Source organism: Halomonas salinarum, assembly GCF_012062845.1.
In the GTDB taxonomy this organism is placed as follows: domain Bacteria; phylum Pseudomonadota; class Gammaproteobacteria; order Pseudomonadales; family Halomonadaceae; genus Onishia; species Onishia salinarum.
On the sequence record NZ_WWNB01000015.1, the window covers coordinates 25015 to 44302 of the forward strand.

Sequence of the window (19288 nt, forward strand, 5' to 3'; positions counted from 1 at the left end):
CGTCAGGGCAGCAGGGTCTTGACGTCGACAGGCTCGGCCTCGTTCTGCGCCTTGCCCTTGTCCTTGCCGGCAATCGCCATGCCCGCCACCTTGTAGAAGTGGTAGTCATGGTCCTTGCCCGGGCCGTTGATCAACAGGTCCTCCTTCTCGTAGACCAGCTCCTGGCGCCGGTACTCACCCATCTCGACATCCGGGGTGAGCTGGATCGCCGAGGTCGGACAGGCCTCCTCGCACATGCCACAGAAGATGCAGCGCGAAAAATTGATGCGGAAGAACTCGGGATACCAGCGACCGTCTTCCTGCTCACCCTTCTGCAGCGAGATACAGGCCACCGGGCAGGCCACCGCACACAGGTTGCACGCCACGCAGCGCTCCTCGCCGTCGGGGTCGCGGGTCAGCACGATTCGCCCCCGGTAGCGGGGCGGCAACTGGAGCGGTTCCTCGGGGTAGTTGAGCGTCTCGCGCTTGCGAAAGCTGTGCATGAAAATCATGCCCAGCGTGCGCAGCTGGGAGACGGTGCCCGTCAACACCTTCTTCAGCATGGCCCTTCCTCCTCCGTCATAGCGGTTGGCGTCACAGGGGGTCGACGACCAGGATCACCGCCCCGGTCACCAGCAGATTGATCAGGGTCAGCGGCAGGCAGACCTTCCAGCCGAAACTCATCACCCGGTCGTAACGCGGTCGCGGCAGCGCGGCGCGCAACAGGACAAAGAGCAGCAGGAAGAAGCTCGTCTTGAGCGCGAACCAGACGATCGGTGGTAGCCAGGGCCCATGCCAGCCGCCGAAGAACAGCGTGACGATCAGTACCGACACCAGCACCATGCCGACGTATTCACCGATGAAGAACATCCCGAACTTCATGCCCGAGTACTCGATGTGGTAGCCGTCGGCCAGTTCCTGCTCGGCTTCGGGCTGGTCGAACGGGTGGCGGTGAGTCACCGCGATACCGGCAATAAGGAAGGTACAGAAACCGAAAAACTGGGGAATCACGAACCAGAGGCCTTGCTGGGCGTTGACGATCTCGCGCATGTTGAACGACCCCGCTATCGCTACCACGCCCATCAATGAAAGCCCCATGAACACCTCATAGGAGAGGGTCTGCGCCGAGGCGCGCATGGCGCCCAGCAGGGCATACTTGTTGCCGCTCGACCAGCCACCGAACAGCACCGCATAGACGTTGATACCGGCCATGGCCAGGAAGAACAGCAGACCGATGTTGAAGTCGGCCACGCCCCAGCCGGGGGTGATGGGGATGATGATGAACGACAGCAGCAAGGAGGCCATGGCGATCGCCGGCGCCAGCACAAAGAGCGTGCGATCGGCGAACGGGGGAATCCAGTCCTCCTTGAAGACGATCTTGAGCATGTCGGCGATCAGCTGCAGCGAACCGAAGGGGCCGACCCGGTTCGGCCCGTGGCGATCCTGCCACAGCCCCAGCAGGCGGCGCTCGACCACGGTCATCACCGCGCCCAGCAGCACCGCACCAAGCAGGATCACCACGGCCTGCAGCATGGCCATCAGGGCGGCGGCAACCTGAGGTGATAACCCGTTCATGGGCGATCTCCTGCGTCATCACGGGTATGCGATGCAGGGGCGGTCCCAGCGTGCTCGGTCGCCTCGACGTCATGACTCAGCCGCACCCACTCGCCACTAGCGAGCACCGCCGTCAGCCCGGCGGGTACGCCCACCATGCCCGCCGGCAGGGACGGGTCGAGACGGACCGGCAGCGTGATGCCTCCCGCGGCACCGGCCACGCGAAGCCGCCTGCCCTTCTCACCCCCAAGGCGCGCCGCGTCATCGGCGGAGAGCGTGAGCACCGCCGGGCCAGCGCGCTCGATGATCGGCTCGGCGCGAGACGAGGTCTCGTCGCCGCCGAACAGCCGCGGCAGGACCACCACCTGCCAGACATCATCGCGGGCAGCGAATGCCGGTGGAGTGGCGTCGGCGTAGCGATAGTGGCCGGGGCGCGGGATCAGCAGACGCACGCCGGGGTCGCCAGCGCGCAGGTGGCCGCCGACTTCATCGGTGAACTTGTTCCAGGCCTGCGGTGAATTCCAGCCCGGCGCCCAGGCAAAGGCGACCTCCTCGCGCGGCCGGTCAAAACCATTGAAGCCCTCCATCGAGAAGGTGAAAGGCGAGTCCGGGTCCTGCGGGGTGCGCGGTTCGCTGACGTCGATATGCGCGCGCATCGCGGTACGTCCGCTGTAACGATGCGGCTCGCGGGCCAGCTTGAGCCCCCGTACCCGATAATCGGCCCCCGGTGCGGCATCACGGATGGCGCCCAGGGCGGGGTAACGCTCGGCCACGGCCTGGATCACCCCATCGAGCGTGATCTCGCCGACGGCGTGACGCCGCATGCCGGCACGCAGCGCATGCAGCCAGCGCCAGCTCTCGTGAATGCGCGTCTCGGGGCGGCTATAGCGGGGATCGAAGACCTGGAAGAAGCGCTGGGCGCGCCCCTCGAGGCTGACCAGGGTGCCATCGCCTTCGGTGAAGGCCGCCGCAGGCAGACCCAGGTGGGCGTACTGCCAAGTGGCGGTGCGCTGGTGGTCGAGCACCAGCACCGTGTCCGCCGTAAAAAGCGCCGCCTCAATCCGCGCCCCGGGCAAGCGCTGATAAAGATCATTCTCGAGGATCACCACGGCATCGGCGCGCCGTTCGCTGAGCTCATCAAGCGCCCACTCAAGCGACTGGCCGCCCATCATCGCAAGGCCGGTGCTGTTGGCCTCGCCGCGCACCAGCAGCAGGCTTGCTCGCTTCGCGCGGCGAGCAAGCGCACGGGCGACGTTGCCGACCGCCTCGATCACCGCCACCGAGCCCAGTGAGCCACCGCCGATCACCAGGGGGCGCTTGGCGGCCATCAAGCGTGCGGCGATATCAGCCGCCGCCTCGCGGGTCGCCTCGTCGAGCCCCTCAACCGCCGGTGCGCCGGCATCGATGGCATGCGCCACGGCGAAACCCAGCCGGGCGATGTCATTCGGCGCCAGTCCCCAACTCGCTTCGCTGACGTCGTCGAGCCCGGTGGTGGTCGGATAGGCGATGAACAGGGGATGATAGCTGTCCTGGCCAAGCGTCTTGACCGCCTCATCATTCCAGGCCGGGATATCGCGCTCGCCGGCCAGCTCGGTGCGCCGCGCATAGGCGGCCTGACGTACCGCCAGGCCGACCCGGGCGGCGCTCGCGATCAGGTCCTCGCCCAGCACCAGGACGGCGTCGTGGTTCTCGATATCGCGCAGCGTCGGAGTGGGCAGTCCACAGGTCTGGTTGAGGGTCTGCATGGCCGCAAGGCAGGCCTGCTCCTGGGCGGCGATGCCTGTCGAGAACTGCCCCTCGCCGACCAGCTCACATAGCTGGTGGTTACTTTCAAGACTCGCCCGCGGCGAGCCGATGCCGATCACCCGGCGCGCGCTGCGCAACCGGTCGGCGCCGAGATCCAGCGCCGCATCGACGTCCAGCGTCACCGGGGTATCGCCTCGATCACGGCGCCACTCGGGGCGCACCGGGCGATCACGGCGATTGACGTAGCCATAACCGAAACGGCCGCGGTCGCACAGGAAGTAGCGATTGACCTCGCCGTTATAGCGATTCTCGATGCGGCGAATGTCGCCATAGCGCTCGCCGGGGCTTATGTTGCAGCCCACCGCACACTGCTGGCAGATGCTCGGTGCGAACTGCAGGTCCCACTTGCGGGTATAGCGCTCGGCGTGGGTCTTGTCGGTGAACACCCCGGTAGGACAGACCTCGGTGAGATTGCCCGAGAAGGGGCTCTCGAGCACACCCTCCTGATGACGACCGAAATAGATATTGCTGTTGGCACCGAAGGCGCCGAGATCGGCGCCGCCGGCGTAGTCACGGTAGAAGCGCACACAGCGATAGCAGGTGATGCAGCGATTCATCTCGTGGGCAACGAACGGGCCCAGATACTGATTGCGATGGGTACGCTTGCGAAAGCGATAGCGCCGCCGGTCGTGACCGGTCATCACCGTCATGTCCTGCAGGTGACAGTGGCCGCCCTCTTCGCATACCGGGCAGTCGTGGGGGTGGTTGATCATTAGCCACTCGATGACGCTTGAGCGAAATTCCTTCGCTTCCTCATCCTCGATCGAGATCCAGCTGTCATCACTGGCCGGCGTCATGCACGACATCACCAGCATGCCCTGGGTGTCGTCGGCGTCCTTGTACTGTTTGACCGCGCACTGGCGACAGGCGCCGACGCTGCCCATCGCCGGATGCCAGCAGAAATAGGGCACATCGAGGCCGAGCGACAGGCAGGCACTGAGGAGGTTATCCGCCCCGTCGACGTCGTAGCGCTTCCCATCCACGTGAATCGTCGCCATCCCATTACCTCGCCTTGGGGTGAAGGAAACCGCTCATGCCTCACCCGCCGGAATCGGGTTGGCTTGGACGGGGTGTGGCGGATGCGCGATGCCACGTTCAAATTCATCGCGAAAGTACTTCAGCGCTGACTGCAAGGGCATCGCCGCGCCCGGCGCATGGGCGCAGAACGTCTTGCCCGGCCCCAGATCGCTGCCTAGCTTGTCGAGCATGTCCAGATCGCCCTGCTCACCCTCGCCACGCTCGAGCGACTGGAGCAGCTTGACGGTCCACGGCAGCCCATCGCGACACGGCGTACACCAGCCGCACGACTCGCGGGCGAAGAACTGCTCGAGATTGCGTACCAGCGACAGCACGCGCTGATCCTCGTTGATCACCGTCAAAAGCCCGGTGCCCATGCGACTGCCCAGTTGGCCGATGGTGTCGAAGTCGAGCGCTTCATCGAGATGCTCGGGCAACAAAAAGCCGGTGCTGCCACCGCCCGGCAGCCAGGTCTTGAGGGCCCGGTTGTCGCGCATGCCGCCGGCAAGCTCGAGCAGCTCGCTGCCGGGGGTGCCGATCGGCAATTCCCACAACCCCGGCTTATTGACCTTGCCGGAGACGCCGTAGAGCTTGGTCCCGCCATCCTCGCTCAAGCTACCGGACAGCCCCTGATACCACTCGGCGCCGTGGCGCATCACCGCCGGTGCATTGCACAAGGTCTCGACGTTGTTGACCACGGTCGGCTTACCCCAGGCGCCCGACTGACCGGGAAACGGCGGCTTGGTCCGCGGGTTGGCGCGATGGCCCTGCAGCGAGCTGATCAGCGCCGTCTCCTCGCCGCAGATGTAGCGACCGGCGCCGGTGTGCAGGGCGATGTCGAAGTCATAGCCGCTACCGGCGATGTCGTTGCCCAGCCAGCCGGCGGCACGCGCCTCTTCCAGTGCGCGGCTCAGGGCACGCGCGGCCTCGATATATTCACCGCGCAGGAAGATGTAGCCAAAGCGCGAGTGGTTGGCGTAGCCGCCGATGATCATGCCCTCGATCAACAGGTGCGGCTGCTGTTCGAGCAGCAGTCGATCCTTGAAGGTGCCTGGTTCCATCTCGTCGGCGTTACAGACCAGATAACCGCGCGGAATGCCCGGGCCCTTCATGGTCAGGCTCCATTTCATGCCCGCCGAGAAACCGGCGCCACCGCGACCGCGCACGTTGGCTTCCTTCATGGTGGCGATCACATCATCAGGCGACTGCTTGCCAAGCACCTCGCGCGCGGCGGCGTAGCCGCCCTTGTCCAGATACTCATCGAGCCCGACCATGGCGCGGTCCTCGCGCAACCGCCAGGTCAGCGGGTGGGTATCGGCGCGACGCTCGGTGGCGCTCTGACGCAGCTGGCAGTGATAACGTCTCACGCTCATGCATAGCCCTCCAGCAGGTCGGCCAGGTCGTCGGGCGCGACGGGGCCGTAGGTATCGTCATCGACCATCAGCGCCGGGCCACGGTCACAGGCCCCCAGACAGCACACCGGCAACAACGTGAAGCGGCCGTCCTCGGTGGTCTGGCCAAGGCCGATACCGAGCCGTGCCGACAACGCCTCGAGTAATTCATCGTAGTCGTTGAGAAAACAGGAGCTGCTGTCGCAGACCAGAATCACGTGGCGCCCCACCGGCTGTCGAAAGATCAGGCTGTAGAAGGTCGCCACCCCCTCGACGGAGGCGGGCCCCACGCCCAGCACCTCGGCGATGGCGGGGATCGCCGCGTCGGGCACCCAGCCGTGGCGGCGCTGGACGATCTTCAGCGCTTCGATGCAGGCCGCCTGGGGCTGCTCGTAGTGATCGCGCTCATGCGCGATCGCCCGGCGATCCTCGTCGACAAGGGTGAAGCCTTCGCCGTCACTGGCGATGTGCTGTGCGGTCTCATTCATGTCAGCGATCCACGTCGGCCATCACAAAATCGATACTGCCCAGATGAGCAATCAGGTCGGGCACGAAGCCGCCGCGCATCACCGCCGGAATCTGCTGCAAGTGCGGGAAACTCGGCGTACGGATACGCGTGCGGTAGCTCATGGTGTTACCGTCACTGGTCAGGTAGTAGCTGTTGATGCCCTTGGTCGCCTCGATCATCGAGAGCGACTCGTTGGGCTTGAGCACCGGCCCCCAGGACACCTGCAGGAAGTGGGTGATCAGGGTCTCGATGTGCTCAAGCATCCGCTCCCGCGGGGGCGGCGTGGTCAGCGGATGATCGGCCTTGTAGTCGCCGGCCGGCATATGATCGACACACTGCTGGATGATCCTGAGGCTCTGGCGCATCTCTTCGATACGTAGCTGGCCGCGATCGAAGGCATCGCCGTTGCTGCCCAGCGGCACCTCGAAGTCGAAGTGCTCGTAGCCGCCGTAAGGGCGTTTCTTGCGCAGGTCGAAGTCGCAGCCGGTGGCGCGCAGGTTGGGGCCGGTGACGCCCCAGGCCAGTGCCTCGCGAGTGGTGAAGGCCGCGACATGGCGGGTACGATCGCGAACGATGGCGTTCTCCATCATCGATCGTTCGTATTCGCGCAGCCGTTTGGGCATCCAATCGAGGAAGCCCTGCATCAGGGTCTCCCACCCCCGTGGTAAATCCATCGCCGTACCGCCGATACGGAACCAGGCGGGATGCATGCGCGAGCCGGTGATCGCCTCGATCACCTCATAGGCCTTCTGGCGGTCGGTGAAGGTGAAGAACACCGGCGACATCGCCCCCAGGTCCTGCAGGTAGGTACCGAGGAACAGCAGGTGGCTGGTGATGCGAAACATCTCGGCCATCATCACGCGGATGGTCTTGACCCGCTCGGGCACCTCGATGCCAGCGAGCTTCTCCACCGCCAGCACGTAGGGGAAGTTGTTCATCACCCCACCGGTGTAATCGATCCGGTCGGTGTAGGGAATGAAGCTGTGCCAGGTCTGGCGCTCGGCCATTTTCTCGGCGCCGCGGTGGTGATAGCCGATGTCCGGCACGCAGTCGACGATCTCCTCACCATCGAGTTGCAGCACCAGACGGAAGGCGCCGTGCGCCGAAGGATGGTTAGGCCCGAGGTTGAGAAACATGAACTCGGTATCCGCGTTGCCTCGCTTCATGCCCCAATCCTCGGGCTTGAACTGCAGCGCGTGTTGTTCGACCTCCTGGCCTTCGACGGTCAGGGTATAGGGATCGAACTCGGTGGCCCGGGCGCCGTGGTCCTTGCGCAGCGGATGTCCCTGCCAGGTGGGGGGCATGAGAATCCGGGACAGGTGAGGGTGACCGGCGAAGCCGATGCCGAACATGTCCCACACCTCACGCTCGTACCAGTTGGCGTTGGGATAGAGGGACACGCAGCTGGGCAGTGACAGGTCGGCTTCATGCAGCGCCACCTTGAGCAATACATCACGATTACGTGTCACCGAAAGCAGGTGATAGAAGACCGTGAAGTCGGCATCGGGCAAGCCCTGGCGATGAGTACGCAACCGCTCGTCGGTCGCCGAGAGGTCATAGAGCATCTCGAAGGGCTCGGACATGTCGCGCAACAGGCGCAATGCCTCGACCAGTACCTCTCGAGACAGCCACAGCACCGGCAACCCCGTCAGGGTGGCCTGCTCGATGATGGCATGCTCGCCGAAGTGCTGCTTGAGCGCCGCGACGACGGGGTCGTCGATGGCTCCGGCGGCCGAGTGCTCGGTTGTCGATATGTCAGCGCTCATGAACGTCGGCAAACTCCTGCGGCTAGTGGGCGGGTCGCACGTCAGATGCTGTCGGGTGTGCGCAGTTCGGTCGCCTGAATACGCTGTGAGCGGTGCTTTTCGCGCTGTGAGGGCATTTCGACACGATAGACACCCTGGTCACCGATCACCCAGGAAAGCGGGCGGCGCTCCTCCTGAATCGAGTCTTGCAGCAGCTGCAACCCTTGCAGAAAGGCCTCAGGACGCGGCGGACAGCCCGGCACGTACACATCGACCGGCAGGAACTTGTCGACCCCCTGGACGACCGAATAGATGTCGTACATGCCCCCCGAATTGGCGCAGGAGCCCATCGAGATCACCCACTTGGGTTCGAGCATCTGGTCGTAGAGCTGCTGGATAACCGGCGCCATCTTGATGAAGCAAGTGCCGGCGATGACCATGAAATCCGCCTGCCGCGGCGAGGCCCGGATCACTTCGGCGCCGAAGCGGGCGATGTCGTGAGGCGCGGTGAACGCCGTGGTCATCTCCACGTAGCAGCACGACAACCCAAAGTTGTAGGGCCATAACGAATTCTTGCGCCCCCAATTGACGGCCGAGTTGAGCACCTCCTCGAGCTTGCCGGTGAAGACATTGCGCTGCAGCTGCTGCTTGAGCGGGTCATCCTCGATACGTTGGCGATCGCCCAGCGGGAAGCGTGCGTCACCCGTCGGGCCGTCTCCTTCAGCGCGCGTCAGGGTATAGCTCATGTCACTCCTCCAGCCAACGGCCACTCAGCGGCCGGGTTTTCTGGCCCCGGTAAGACATGGGGCGGCGAATGCATGTGGCGATCATGGACACTGGCCCGGGACCAGCGAATAGGCGCCTCACGAGGGTGCCGGCGATACGGCTCAGGAACCGGGGTCGCGCGACCGGGGCGTCGGCGCCCAGTCGAGCGCACCGACCCGGCTGTCATAGACCAGGCCGGCCAGCAACACGACGATAAAGATCGCCGCGCCGGCAAAGCCGAACCAGCCCACTTCGCGGACCGACACGGCCCAGGCAAACAGGAATACCGCTTCGATATCGAAGATCACGAAGAGCATCGCGACCATATAGAACTGGACGGAGAAACGTTGGCGGGCCCTGCCGGCACCGATGATGCCGGACTCAAAGGGTAGCGACTTGCCAGGCCCCTTGCTGCGACCACCCAACAAGCTGGAAACGCCGACCATGAGGGCACAGAGAAACAGGACGGCAACGATGAACAAGCCCACGGCCCACTGCTCGGCGAACGCGGCGGTAGCTTGCTGACTCATGGCGCTCCCTCTGGCTGAGAATCATCGCGGCTATGGGGTCACGTCGATGACGCTGCTCTGGGTCGACGTGGTAGGGCTCGGCCCACCGGGGTGCTTTCACTTGGCACCCACTTAACCCTAGGAGAGAATTAGTCTTTTGTCAGAACCCGCAGAGAAGGGGGGGGCTAACGATCAGCACACGGGGGCCAGCCAGGCATCGGCCAACCACAAGAGCAGCGCGTAGCGACCGCCCTTGGCGATCAGAATCCACAGCGTGGCCCGCCACCAGGGCAAGCGGAAGATACCGGCCAATACCGTCAGCGGGTCACCGATGACCGGCACCCAGGACAACAGCAGGCTCGCCTCACCGAAGCGCCGATATCCCCGCTCGGCTCGCGCCAGCCCCCGGGGCGAGGCCGGAAACCAGCGCCGATGCTGATAGCGGCGAGCGTAGCGCCCCAGGGCGACGTTGATCAGACTGCCCAGGGTGTTGCCGGCGGTAGCCAGGCTCCACAGCGCCAGCACCGGCTCGCCCTGGCACCACAGCCGTGCCAGCCACAGCTCGGAGCCCCCAGGCAGCAGGGTGGCGCTGGCCAGTGCCACCAGAAAGAGGCTTAGCATGGCCGGAAGCGCCGCGACTGGCGTATGCTTGGCGGCGTTTTCCGGCTACAAGACGATGCCACGATGTCTATCTCCTCCCGCATTCCTCATACCCTGACCATCGCCGGCTCCGACCCCTCGGGAGGCGCCGGTCTGCAGGGTGATATCAAGACGCTCTCGGCCCTCGGCACCTACGCGACCAATGTCATCACCGCGGTGATCGCCCAGAATACCCGCGGGGTGGCAAGCGTTCACCCGATGCCTGCCGAGGTCATCCGCGAGCAGCTCGATAATCTGCTCGACGATGTTCACATCGATGCCGTCAAGATCGGCATGGTGGCCAGCCGCGACGTCGCCGAAACGATCCGCGATGCCCTGATTCGGCGCCGCCCCCGCTGGATCGTGCTCGATCCGGTGATGGTCGCCAAGAGTGGCGATATCCTGGTCGATGCCGAGGGCATAGGAGCGGTCCGCGAGGTGCTGGTGCCACTCGCTGATGTGATTACCCCCAACCTGCCCGAGGCCGCGGTATTGCTCGGTAGCGAGGTGCCTCACGACTCCGACGCCATGGAGGCGATGCTGCCCGGCCTGCAGGCACTCAAGGCGCCCTATGTGCTACTCAAGGGCGGGCACCTTGCGGGTACCGCCTGCCCGGATCTGTTGGCGACACCCACCGACAGCACCTGGCTACCGGCGCCTCGACTGGCGACCGACAACCTGCATGGCACCGGCTGTGCGCTATCCTCGGCGATCGCCGCCCAGCTGTCGCGCCTGCCGGAAGGCGCCTCCCAAGCCGCCATCGTCGAGGCCATCGGCGAGGCCAAGCGCTGGCTGCATGCCGCACTGGAAGCCAGCCAGCGTCTGCAGATCGGCAAGGGCCGCGGCCCGGTCCATCATTTTCATGCCTGGTGGTAACTCGCGAGCGAATAATGAGAAGAGGGAGGCTTCGAAAAGCGTGAAAGGTGAAAGGCCTGGCTCGGCAAGAGGCATGGGTAGCGCTTGAGCCAGCGTTTGAGTAAGCGCCGACATACTCGCGATAGTGGAACGTCATGGGCACGGAAACAGCGCTCTTACCAACATCAGCAGACATGAGCTACCTTGCAAGCAGGGATAACTGCCACCATGCTGAATCCTGCCTGCCCGCGCTCCTGATGCGCGAAACGAAAGGGAGGGAGACCATGACTCGCACCCTGTTGTTCGCCTGTGATTTATCCGCCGAGAATCGTGCCGCCTTCGGCCGCGCCATCCGCCTGGCACGGGAAACCGGTGCCCGCCTCGACGTTCTTCACGTCCTGGACCCCTACCTGCCGCATGCAGTCCTGCAAGACCTTGAGCAGGCCGTCGTCGCCGAGATGGAACACATGCTCACCGACATCCGCGAGGATTACGCGCTGCCGGCCCCGGAGTGCCTAATCCAGACGGTAACGGGTGCCCCCTATGCCGAGATCATTCGCGAGGCTCACGAACGCGACGTCGACATGATCGTGATGGGCGCCCACCGCAAGCGCGGCCACCCTGATCTGGTTGCCGGCAGCACCCTGGCCCGAGTCCTTCGTGGTGCGCCCTGTCCGGTGATCTCGGCAAACCATCCCCCGACCCAGACCTGGCGCGAGATCCTGGTACCCTTGGACTTCTCGCTGACCTGTCGCAACGCCCTGCACGAGGCGCTCAAGCGCTTTCCCGCAGCTCACCTGACACTGCTACATGCCTGGGAGCTGCCGGGCGAAAGGGAGCTTGGCTCAACGCCGAGCTATGCACAGTGGCGCGATACCCGTGTTCGCCAGCTGCGTCGCCAGCTGCAAGTCGAGATCGATACCCTGATGGCCACGCTCGATGACGTGCCGGAGCTGGACCTGGAACTCGAACAGGGCAACCCGGAGGAGGTGTTGATGAATCGCCTGCGCCGCCAGCCTCCGGACCTGCTGGCCATGGGAAGCCGCGGTGATTGGCAGGCCAGAGGGCAACTCAGCGACAAACTGCTGGCCGAACCCCATTGCGATGTCATGGTCTGTCGCGCCTGGTGATACCTGCCGCGAGGCATGAAGTGCGCCGGCCACTTAGTCGGCCAGGAATAGTCGCGTCGCCAGTACCAGTAATAGACACTAGGAATAGCCGCCAAGAATAGCCGTCACGAACCTTTCCATCGCCCTCGTTGTCCGTAAGAGACCTGAACTTACGGAGAAATAAGCATGCGCTCTCCCCTGTCGCTGTTGCGGCTTGCCCCGCTGTTCGCCTGGCTGCTGACCCTGGCACCGACCACCTTCGCCCAGGAACAGATCGTCGTCGAAGACGCTACCTTTCCCACCCAACTCGAGGAGCAGGGACAGTCGTACCGGCTGGTCGGCAGCGGCCTATTTCGCTATCTGATGTGGGATGCCTACGCTGGCGCCTATTACCAGGCCAGTGAATCACCTGAACCAGCGCCGCAGTCAGATGTGCCACGCCGCCTTGAGCTTCACTACTTCCACGCCATCGAAGCCGAGGACTTCGCCAAGGTCACGGAGGACACGCTGCGCGACAACCTGGGCAACGAGGCCTATCAGCAGATTCGCCAGGATGTCGAGGCTTTCGGGCGTCAGTACCGCGACGTCGTCCCGGGCGATCGCTATACCCTCAGCTGGGATGGCGAGACCCTGCGCCTGGCGCTCAATGACGAGACGCTCTTCGACGCCAATGACCTGGCATTGGCCAATGCCCTGTTCAGCATCTGGCTCGGTGATGAGCCACTCGGAGATGACTTCCGCGATGCCCTGCTGGGGCGCTGAACCGGCGGCATGCTAGGCTGCCCCCTCAATTCAGCAAGGAGGGGAAACCGCCATGAGAGCCTTGATTCAGCGCGTCAGCCAGGCCCGCGTCAGCGTGGTCGGTCGTGAGACAGGGAGCATTGATCAGGGCCTGCTGGCGCTTGTCGGCGTGGAGCGCGATGACGATGAGGCACGGGCCGACAAGCTGCTGCACAAGCTCCTGCACTATCGCGTCTTCAGCGACGTTGACGGCAAGATGAACCTCAACCTTCAGCAGGTCGAAGGCGGGCTGATGCTGGTGTCTCAGTTCACCCTGGCCGCCGACACGCGCAAGGGGCTACGGCCGAGTTTCTCCAGCGCCGCGCCACCGGCCGAAGGCGAGCGTCTCTATCAGTATCTGGTCGAGGCGGCAAAGGCACGCTGGCCCAAGGTCGCCTGCGGAGAGTTTGGCGCCGACATGCAGGTCGAGCTCACCAACGACGGCCCGGTGACGTTTCTGCTGGAGAGCTAGGCTCAAGCGCATCGAGCCTGCCGCCCTGACGGAGCGCCCATTCAGCGCCGGCGGTGCTAGCGAAGCCCCTGGTACTGGAAGGCCACCGCCTTGCCATTTAAAAACTGCCCCTGGATATAGCGCGCCTCGTCTCCCCAGCGGCACTGGTCGACCATCATCGCCCCGGCACACTCGCTCGGTTCGCCGAGAACCGCCTCGACTGCCTCGCGGGTCATGCCCGGTGATAGACGCTGATAGTTATCCAGGGTCAAGGTTGAGGGCTGGCAGCCGGCAAGCCACAGCGTCAGCAGCAAGAGCCCGCCCGTCTTGAAACACCCCATGAGATGCCCTCCGGATGAGGGGCGCCGCTCAGCCCCGATCATTCGTTCAGTCATCGGCCAGCAATGCCTGTTCGTGTGACTCCATGGCTTCTGCGGCCTCCATCCAGGTTTCCTCCAGGCGCTCCTGCTGGCTGGTGAGCTCGGCCTGACGGGCAAGCTTGCTCGCCAACTCTTCCTTGCGCGCCGGGTCGGTATAGAGTTCGGCATCGGCCAGTTCGTCCTCGAGCGCCTTGAGAGCCTCAACGACCTTGTTGAGCTCCTTCTCGGCCTTGTCACATTCGCGCTTGAGGGGGCGCAGCTTTTCACGCAGCTCCGCCGCGGCGCGGCGCTGCGTCTTGCGATCATCCTTGACCACACCGCTCGAGACGGCCCTGGCAGCGTTATCCTCGGCCTTTTCGACCCGCGCCTCACGGCGGTCCTCTTCGAGTCGTTGCTTGAGCCAGGCCCGATAATCATCGAGATCACCATCGAAGGGCGTTACGCGATGGTCCGCTACGCGCCAGAATTCATCGACAGTCGCCCGCAGCAGGTGACGATCGTGCGAGACGATGATCACCGTGCCCTGAAAGCCCGCCAGGGCCTCGGTCAGCGCCTCGCGCATCTCGAGATCCAGGTGGTTGGTGGGCTCATCGAGCAGCAGCAGGTTGGGCTTCTGCCAGGCCACCAGCGATAGCGCCAGGCGCGCCTTTTCGCCACCGGAAAAGCTGCCCACCCTGGCGAAGATGTCATCGCCACGAAAACCGAAGCCACCGAGAAAATTGCGGATTTCCTGATCACTGGCCGTCGGCGATAACCGCTGTACGTGCAGGAAGGGCGTCGCCCCTACGTCCAGGCTCTCGAGCTGATGCTGGGCGAAATAGCCGATGGCCAGGTGTTCGCCGGCAACGCGCTTGCCGGCGAGTACCTCAAGCTCCCCGGTCAGCGACTTGATCAGGGTCGACTTGCCGGCGCCGTTGGGCCCCAACAGGCCGATACGCTGGCCGGGCAGCAAGGTCAGCTTGACGTGGTCGAGCTGTACCCGCTCGCCATCTTCGCCGTGATAGCCGAGCCGCGCCTCGTCCAGCACCAGCAAGGGGTGCGAGGTCTTGTCGGCAGACGGCAAGGTGAAGTGGAAGGGCGAGTCCACATGCACCTGCGCCACCGTGCCCATGCGCTCGAGCATCTTCAGGCGGCTCTGGGCCTGACGAGCCTTGGTGGCCTGGGCACGAAAGCGCGCCACGAAGCGTTCTATCTCTTCACGACGGGCCTGCAGCTTGACGGCCTCGGCCTGCTGTTGGGCAAGCTTTTCGGCACGCGTGCGCTCAAAGGTCGAATAATTGCCGCGATAAAGGGTCAGCCGCTGCTGATAGAAATGCACGATGTGATCGCAGACCGCATCCAGGAAGTCCCGATCGTGGGAAATCAGCAGCAGCGTCCCGGGATAGCGGCCAAGCCACTGCTCAAGCCACAACAGCGCATCCAGGTCCAGGTGGTTGGTGGGCTCATCGAGCAGCAGCAGATCAGAGGGCATGAACAGAGTGCGCGCCAGATTCACACGCATCCGCCAGCCCCCAGAGAAATCCGACATCGGCCGATCAAGATCGCCCTGATCGAAACCAAGGCCGACCAGCAGTTGTGACGCCCGGGCACGGGCGCTGTAACCGTCCAGCGCCTCGATGGCGCCATGCAGCTCGGCCTCGCGATGCACATCCCCGTTTGCCTGGGCATCAGCCAGGGCGCGCTCGGTAGCCCGCAGCTCCTGGTCGCCATCGAGCACGTAATCGACGATGGCGCCATCCAGTGCTTCGATTTCCTGATCCATATGGGCGATGCGCTGGCCGCCGGACATGTCGAGCTGCCCCTTGTCGGGGGCCAGCTCGCCGAGCAGCAACTTGAACAGGCTCGACTTGCCGGCCCCGTTGGCGCCCACGATCCCGGCCTTGTGGCCGTCGTGCAGGGTCAGGTCGGCATCTTCGACCAGCGTCTGGGTCCCGCGTTGCAGACTGAGTTGACGCAGTGCAATCATGCCTGACTCCGGAGTATCAAAAAGTTCGCGTCCCACCCTCCGGTTTCTCCCTCAGGCGGCGACGACACGATGAGCATGAATTCTACCGAATTGCGCCGCCACTTGCGGGCCCCAATTGGTAACAACGACACCACGTCACCCTGGCGACTAACGCTATGGGACTTCGCGCTGACCTTCTACGCTCGTCCCGGCGTCGAGGCCGCCTGCCTGCGCCTGCAGGATGGCGCGGGGCTGGACGTCAACGCCCTGCTATGGGCCTGCTGGCTCGAGCGTCACGACCTGACGCCCACCGCCGACATGGCGGCCGCTGATCATCCCTTATGGGCCGATGTCAGGACCTGGCAGCGCGAGATCACGACCCCGCTGCGCCATCAGCGTCGAGCACTCAAGGCGCGAGCGAACGTCAACCCGGATATTGCCGAGCTACGCGCCACGATCAAGCATGCCGAGCTACTTGCCGAACGCGAAACGCTTGCGCAACTTCAGGCCATCGCCAGCAGCGGGCAGGGGATTCGCCCCCTGACTGACCAAGACCCTGGCCTTGCCAGGCGTCTATGTGCGTGGCTTGCGACACCGACATTTTCCGACCTTCGGGCGCTATCCACCCTGCAAGCGCGTCTTGACCCCCCTGGCCCGTCGGACTAGTGTTGAAGTAGGAAGACCTTATTAAATTAGCCGTTTTACGGACGAATACGACGGCAGGCTCAACGGGCCAATCCAATGCCAAACATGGCTAAGGGGATGACAATAATGAAGGTGCAAAAGCTACTAACTACCGCCAGTGTGGGTGCTCTGATGATGGGCCTGTCCACCGCGTCCTTTGCTGATAATTGGCGCTATGCCCACGAAGAATATGAAGGCGATGTTCAGGACGTCTTCGCCGTAGCCTTCAAGGAACACGTCGAGGCCAATTCCGACCACTCCGTGCAGATCTATCGTTTCGGTGAGCTCGGCGAGTCCGACGACATCATGGAGCAGACCCAAAACGGCATCCTGCAGTTTGTTAACCAGTCGCCCGGCTTCACCGGCTCTTTGATTCCCGAAGCCCAGATCTTCTTCATCCCCTATCTGATGCCCACCGAGATGGAGGAAGTGCTCGAGTTCTTCGACGAGAGCAAGGCCATCAACGAGATGTTCCCCAAGCTCTACGCCGAACAGGGTCTTGAGCTACTGCAGATGTACCCGGAAGGCGAGATGGTGGTCACCGCCGACGAGCCGATCCGCACGCCGGAGGGCTTCGACAACAAGAAGATCCGCGTGATGACCAACCCGCTGCTCGCCGAGACCTACAACGCCTTCGGCGCCACGCCGACGCCGCTACCTTGGGGCGAGGTCTACGGTGCGCTGCAGACCGGCCAGATCGACGGCCAGGAAAACCCGATCTTCTGGATCGAGTCCGGCGGCCTGTATGAGGTCTCTCCGAACCTGATCTTCACCCGCCACGGCTGGTTCACCACCGCCATGATGGCCAATCAGGACTTCTACGAGGGGCTCTCCGAGGAAGACCAGACGCTCGTCCAAAATGCCACCGATGCCGCCTATGAAACGACCATTGAGCACATCAAGGGGCTTGCCGACGAGTCGCTTGCGAAGATTCAGGAAGCGTCTGACGATGTGACCGTGACCCGCCTCACCGAGGAAGAGATCGCGGCCTTCAAGGAGCGCGCGCCGCAGGTCGAGGAAGCCTTCGTCGAAATGACCGGTGAAAGCGGCAAGGAACTGCTTGAGCAGTTCCAGGCCGATCTTGAAGCCGTGACCGAGGAATAACGGCACTCATTTCCACGCCAAGGAGGCGGCCACGGGCTGCCTCCTTTTTTTTTCTGCCTCCCCAACGTACACCCAGCGTTGAGATCGAGCCGCTATCGGGTAGCGAGTTTCTTGTAGCCTGAGAGCGTGGGGCCTAGATTCAGGGAAACCCTTACAGGAGAGTGCGCATGTCCGACGAGGAAGAAAGAGCCTATACCTCCGGGCTTCCAGGGGTACTGGGCCTAATTGATACCGCCATCAGCCGACTCGAGGCCGTGATTCTGGCCATCGGCGTCCTGCTGATGGCGGTCAATACCATGGCTAACGTGGTCGGCCGTTTCGTGTTCGGTGAAAGCATCTTCTTCTCCGGCGAGATCAACCGCATCCTGATCATCATGATCACCTTCGCCGGTATCGGCTATGCAGCGCGTCATGGCCGACATATCCGCATGTCGGCTATCTATGATGCCTTGCCCGTAGGCGGGCGCAGGGTACTGATGATCAGCATCGCCTTCTTCACCTCCCTGGTGATGTTTTTCCTGCTCTACTATTCGGTATTCTATATTCTCGATCTGTACGACAAGGGACGCATCCTGCCTGCCCTTGGCTTCCCGATCTACATCATCTACATCTGGGTACCGATCGGGTTCCTGATCACTGGCATCCAGTACCTCCTGACCGGCATCAAGAATTTCCGCACACGCGATGTCTACCTATCGACGTCGGTGGTGGACAGTTACAAAGATACGGAAACGGAAGTCTGACACAGGGCTAACTCGCAGGAGCGCGCGATGACGACAATAATGGTATCGACCATGATAGCCCTGCTGTTGCTGGGCTTCCCGATGATGATTCCGCTGATTACCGCGGCCATCATCGGTTTTTTCATGATGTTCAACGGCTTCGGGCAGATGGAGACCTTCATCCAGCAGATGATGGCGGGGATCCGTCCGGCCTCGCTGATCGCCGTGCCGATGTTCATCCTGGCCGCCGACATCATGACCCGGGGGCAGTCGGCGAACCGGCTGATCGCCATGGTCATGGCCTTCATCGGCCATATCAAGGGCGGACTTGCTGTCAGTACCGCTGCATCCTGTACCCTTTTTGGCGCCGTCTCGGGCTCGACCCAGGCAACGGTGGTCGCGGTCGGCTCGCCACTGCGGCCCAAGATGCTCAAGGCCGGGTACTCGGATTCCTTTACCCTGGCACTGATCATCAATGCCAGTGACATTGCCTTCTTGATCCCGCCAAGCATCGGCATGATCATCTACGGCGTTATCTCCGGCACCTCGATTGGTGAACTGTTCATTGCCGGTATCGGCCCCGGGCTGATGATCCTGACGATGTTCTCGCTCTACTGCGTGCTTTACGCGGTGATCAAGGGGGTCCCCACCGAGCCACGTTCCACCTGGCGTGAGCGCCTGACCGCCGTTCAGCAGGCGCTTTGGCCGCTAGGCTTCCCGGTGATCATCGTCGGCGGCATCTATGGGGGTGTCTTCAGTCCCACCGAAGCGGCTGCCGCCTGTGTGCTCTATGCCATCCTGCTTGAGTTCGTGGTCTTCCGCTCGCTGAAGATGTACGACATCTACACCATCGCCAAGTCCACCGGCCTGATTACCGCCGTGGTGTTTATCCTGGTCGGGGTCGGCAACGGCTTCTCGTGGATTATTTCCTTTGCTCAGATTCCTCAGGCGATCCTCGAGTCGGTCGGCATCAATGAGGCTGGCCCCACCGGCGTATTGATCGCGATCTGCGTGGCCTTCTTCGTCGCCTGCATGTTCGTCGACCCCATCGTGGTTATTCTGGTACTGACGCCCATCTTCGCTCCGGCGATCGAGAGCACAGGACTTGACCCGGTGCTGGTCGGTATCTTGATCACCCTGCAAGTGGCGATAGGGTCGGCAACGCCGCCCTTCGGCTGCGATATCTTTACGGCCATTGCCATCTTCAAGCGGCCTTATCTGGATGTGATCAAGGGGACACCTCCGTTCATCTTCATCCTGATCCTGGCGGCGGCCTTGCTGATCATGTTCCCGCAGATCGCCCTGTTCCTTCGCGATATCGCCTTCGCCGACTGACCCTGACGGA

The 19288-nt window shown here is 63.3% G+C and carries 19 protein-coding genes; 8 read left to right on the top strand and 11 right to left on the bottom strand.

The window, feature by feature from the left end; translation table 11 throughout:
- Positions 1-2: 2 nt before the first annotated feature.
- The 9 genes from nuoI to HF027_RS11370 form a co-directional block, all read right to left on the bottom strand.
- The gene (gene nuoI / locus HF027_RS11330; RefSeq protein ID WP_168015733.1) at positions 3-542 is read right to left on the bottom strand and encodes an NADH-quinone oxidoreductase subunit NuoI; all 540 of its coding nucleotides are present in this window, start codon (positions 540-542) and stop codon (positions 3-5) included.
- A 31-nt stretch (positions 543-573) separates the two neighbouring features.
- The gene (nuoH, locus tag HF027_RS11335; RefSeq protein ID WP_168015735.1) at positions 574-1554 is read right to left on the bottom strand and encodes an NADH-quinone oxidoreductase subunit NuoH; all 981 of its coding nucleotides are present in this window, start codon (positions 1552-1554) and stop codon (positions 574-576) included.
- Positions 1551-4337 carry an NADH-quinone oxidoreductase subunit NuoG gene (nuoG, locus tag HF027_RS11340; RefSeq protein WP_168015738.1) on the bottom strand — a complete coding sequence of 929 codons (2787 nt, stop codon included), beginning with the start codon at positions 4335-4337 and terminating at the stop codon, positions 1551-1553. The genes nuoH and nuoG overlap by 4 nt, the downstream gene beginning before the upstream one ends.
- Positions 4338-4370: 33 nt before the next feature.
- Positions 4371-5729, bottom strand: a complete 1359-nt coding sequence (gene nuoF, locus HF027_RS11345; protein WP_168015740.1) for an NADH-quinone oxidoreductase subunit NuoF — start codon at positions 5727-5729, stop codon at positions 4371-4373.
- Positions 5726-6235, bottom strand: coding sequence for an NADH-quinone oxidoreductase subunit NuoE (gene nuoE / locus HF027_RS11350; RefSeq protein ID WP_168015742.1), 510 nt, complete (start codon positions 6233-6235; stop codon positions 5726-5728). The genes nuoF and nuoE overlap by 4 nt, the downstream gene beginning before the upstream one ends.
- A gap of 1 nt (position 6236) precedes the next feature.
- Positions 6237-8021, bottom strand: coding sequence for an NADH-quinone oxidoreductase subunit C/D (gene nuoC, locus HF027_RS11355; protein ID WP_168015744.1), 1785 nt, complete (start codon positions 8019-8021; stop codon positions 6237-6239).
- A gap of 41 nt (positions 8022-8062) precedes the next feature.
- Entirely contained in the window at positions 8063-8746 is a 684-nt protein-coding gene (locus HF027_RS11360; protein WP_168015746.1) for a NuoB/complex I 20 kDa subunit family protein, read from the bottom strand.
- Between the two features lie 141 nt (positions 8747-8887).
- Positions 8888-9295 (bottom strand): NADH-quinone oxidoreductase subunit A, encoded by a 408-nt coding sequence (ndhC, locus tag HF027_RS11365; protein WP_168015748.1) that lies wholly within the window; start codon positions 9293-9295, stop codon positions 8888-8890.
- 171 nt (positions 9296-9466) lie between these two features.
- The gene (locus HF027_RS11370) at positions 9467-9895 is read right to left on the bottom strand and encodes a YqaA family protein (RefSeq protein ID WP_168015750.1); all 429 of its coding nucleotides are present in this window, start codon (positions 9893-9895) and stop codon (positions 9467-9469) included.
- Positions 9896-9958: 63 nt separating this feature from the next.
- On the opposite strand from HF027_RS11370, the gene thiD reads away from it, so the two are divergent.
- The 4 genes from thiD to dtd all read left to right on the top strand — a co-directional run bounded on the left by thiD (position 9959) and on the right by dtd (position 13129).
- Positions 9959-10789 (top strand): bifunctional hydroxymethylpyrimidine kinase/phosphomethylpyrimidine kinase, encoded by an 831-nt coding sequence (thiD, locus tag HF027_RS11375; protein ID WP_168015752.1) that lies wholly within the window; start codon positions 9959-9961, stop codon positions 10787-10789.
- 263 nt (positions 10790-11052) lie between these two features.
- Positions 11053-11898 (top strand): universal stress protein, encoded by an 846-nt coding sequence (locus tag HF027_RS11380; RefSeq protein WP_168015754.1) that lies wholly within the window; start codon positions 11053-11055, stop codon positions 11896-11898.
- Between the two features lie 165 nt (positions 11899-12063).
- A complete protein-coding gene (locus HF027_RS11385) occupies positions 12064-12639 on the top strand; it encodes a chalcone isomerase family protein (RefSeq protein WP_168015756.1) in 576 nt (191 codons plus the stop codon).
- Positions 12640-12691: 52 nt separating this feature from the next.
- The gene (gene dtd / locus HF027_RS11390) at positions 12692-13129 is read left to right on the top strand and encodes a D-aminoacyl-tRNA deacylase (RefSeq protein WP_168015758.1); all 438 of its coding nucleotides are present in this window, start codon (positions 12692-12694) and stop codon (positions 13127-13129) included.
- Positions 13130-13185: 56 nt separating this feature from the next.
- Here the strand turns inward: dtd and bamE are convergent, their stop codons facing one another.
- Both bamE and HF027_RS11400 read right to left on the bottom strand, forming a co-directional pair.
- The gene (gene bamE, locus HF027_RS11395) at positions 13186-13449 is read right to left on the bottom strand and encodes an outer membrane protein assembly factor BamE domain-containing protein (protein ID WP_168015760.1); all 264 of its coding nucleotides are present in this window, start codon (positions 13447-13449) and stop codon (positions 13186-13188) included.
- 46 nt (positions 13450-13495) lie between these two features.
- Complete coding sequence (locus HF027_RS11400; RefSeq protein ID WP_168015762.1) at positions 13496-15454, bottom strand: ABC-F family ATP-binding cassette domain-containing protein; 1959 nt, start codon at positions 15452-15454, stop codon at positions 13496-13498.
- Between the two features lie 75 nt (positions 15455-15529).
- Between HF027_RS11400 and HF027_RS11405 the strand changes: the two genes are divergently transcribed.
- The 4 genes from HF027_RS11405 to HF027_RS11420 all read left to right on the top strand — a co-directional run bounded on the left by HF027_RS11405 (position 15530) and on the right by HF027_RS11420 (position 19278).
- Positions 15530-16099: a TIGR02444 family protein gene (locus HF027_RS11405; RefSeq protein ID WP_168015764.1), complete on the top strand. Its 570-nt coding sequence runs from the start codon at positions 15530-15532 to the stop codon at positions 16097-16099.
- A 105-nt stretch (positions 16100-16204) separates the two neighbouring features.
- Positions 16205-17221, top strand: coding sequence for a TRAP transporter substrate-binding protein (locus tag HF027_RS11410; protein ID WP_168015766.1), 1017 nt, complete (start codon positions 16205-16207; stop codon positions 17219-17221).
- A gap of 167 nt (positions 17222-17388) precedes the next feature.
- Positions 17389-17964 (top strand): TRAP transporter small permease, encoded by a 576-nt coding sequence (locus tag HF027_RS11415; RefSeq protein ID WP_168015768.1) that lies wholly within the window; start codon positions 17389-17391, stop codon positions 17962-17964.
- Between the two features lie 27 nt (positions 17965-17991).
- Positions 17992-19278 (top strand): TRAP transporter large permease, encoded by a 1287-nt coding sequence (locus HF027_RS11420; RefSeq protein ID WP_168015770.1) that lies wholly within the window; start codon positions 17992-17994, stop codon positions 19276-19278.
- Positions 19279-19288: the final 10 nt, after the last annotated feature.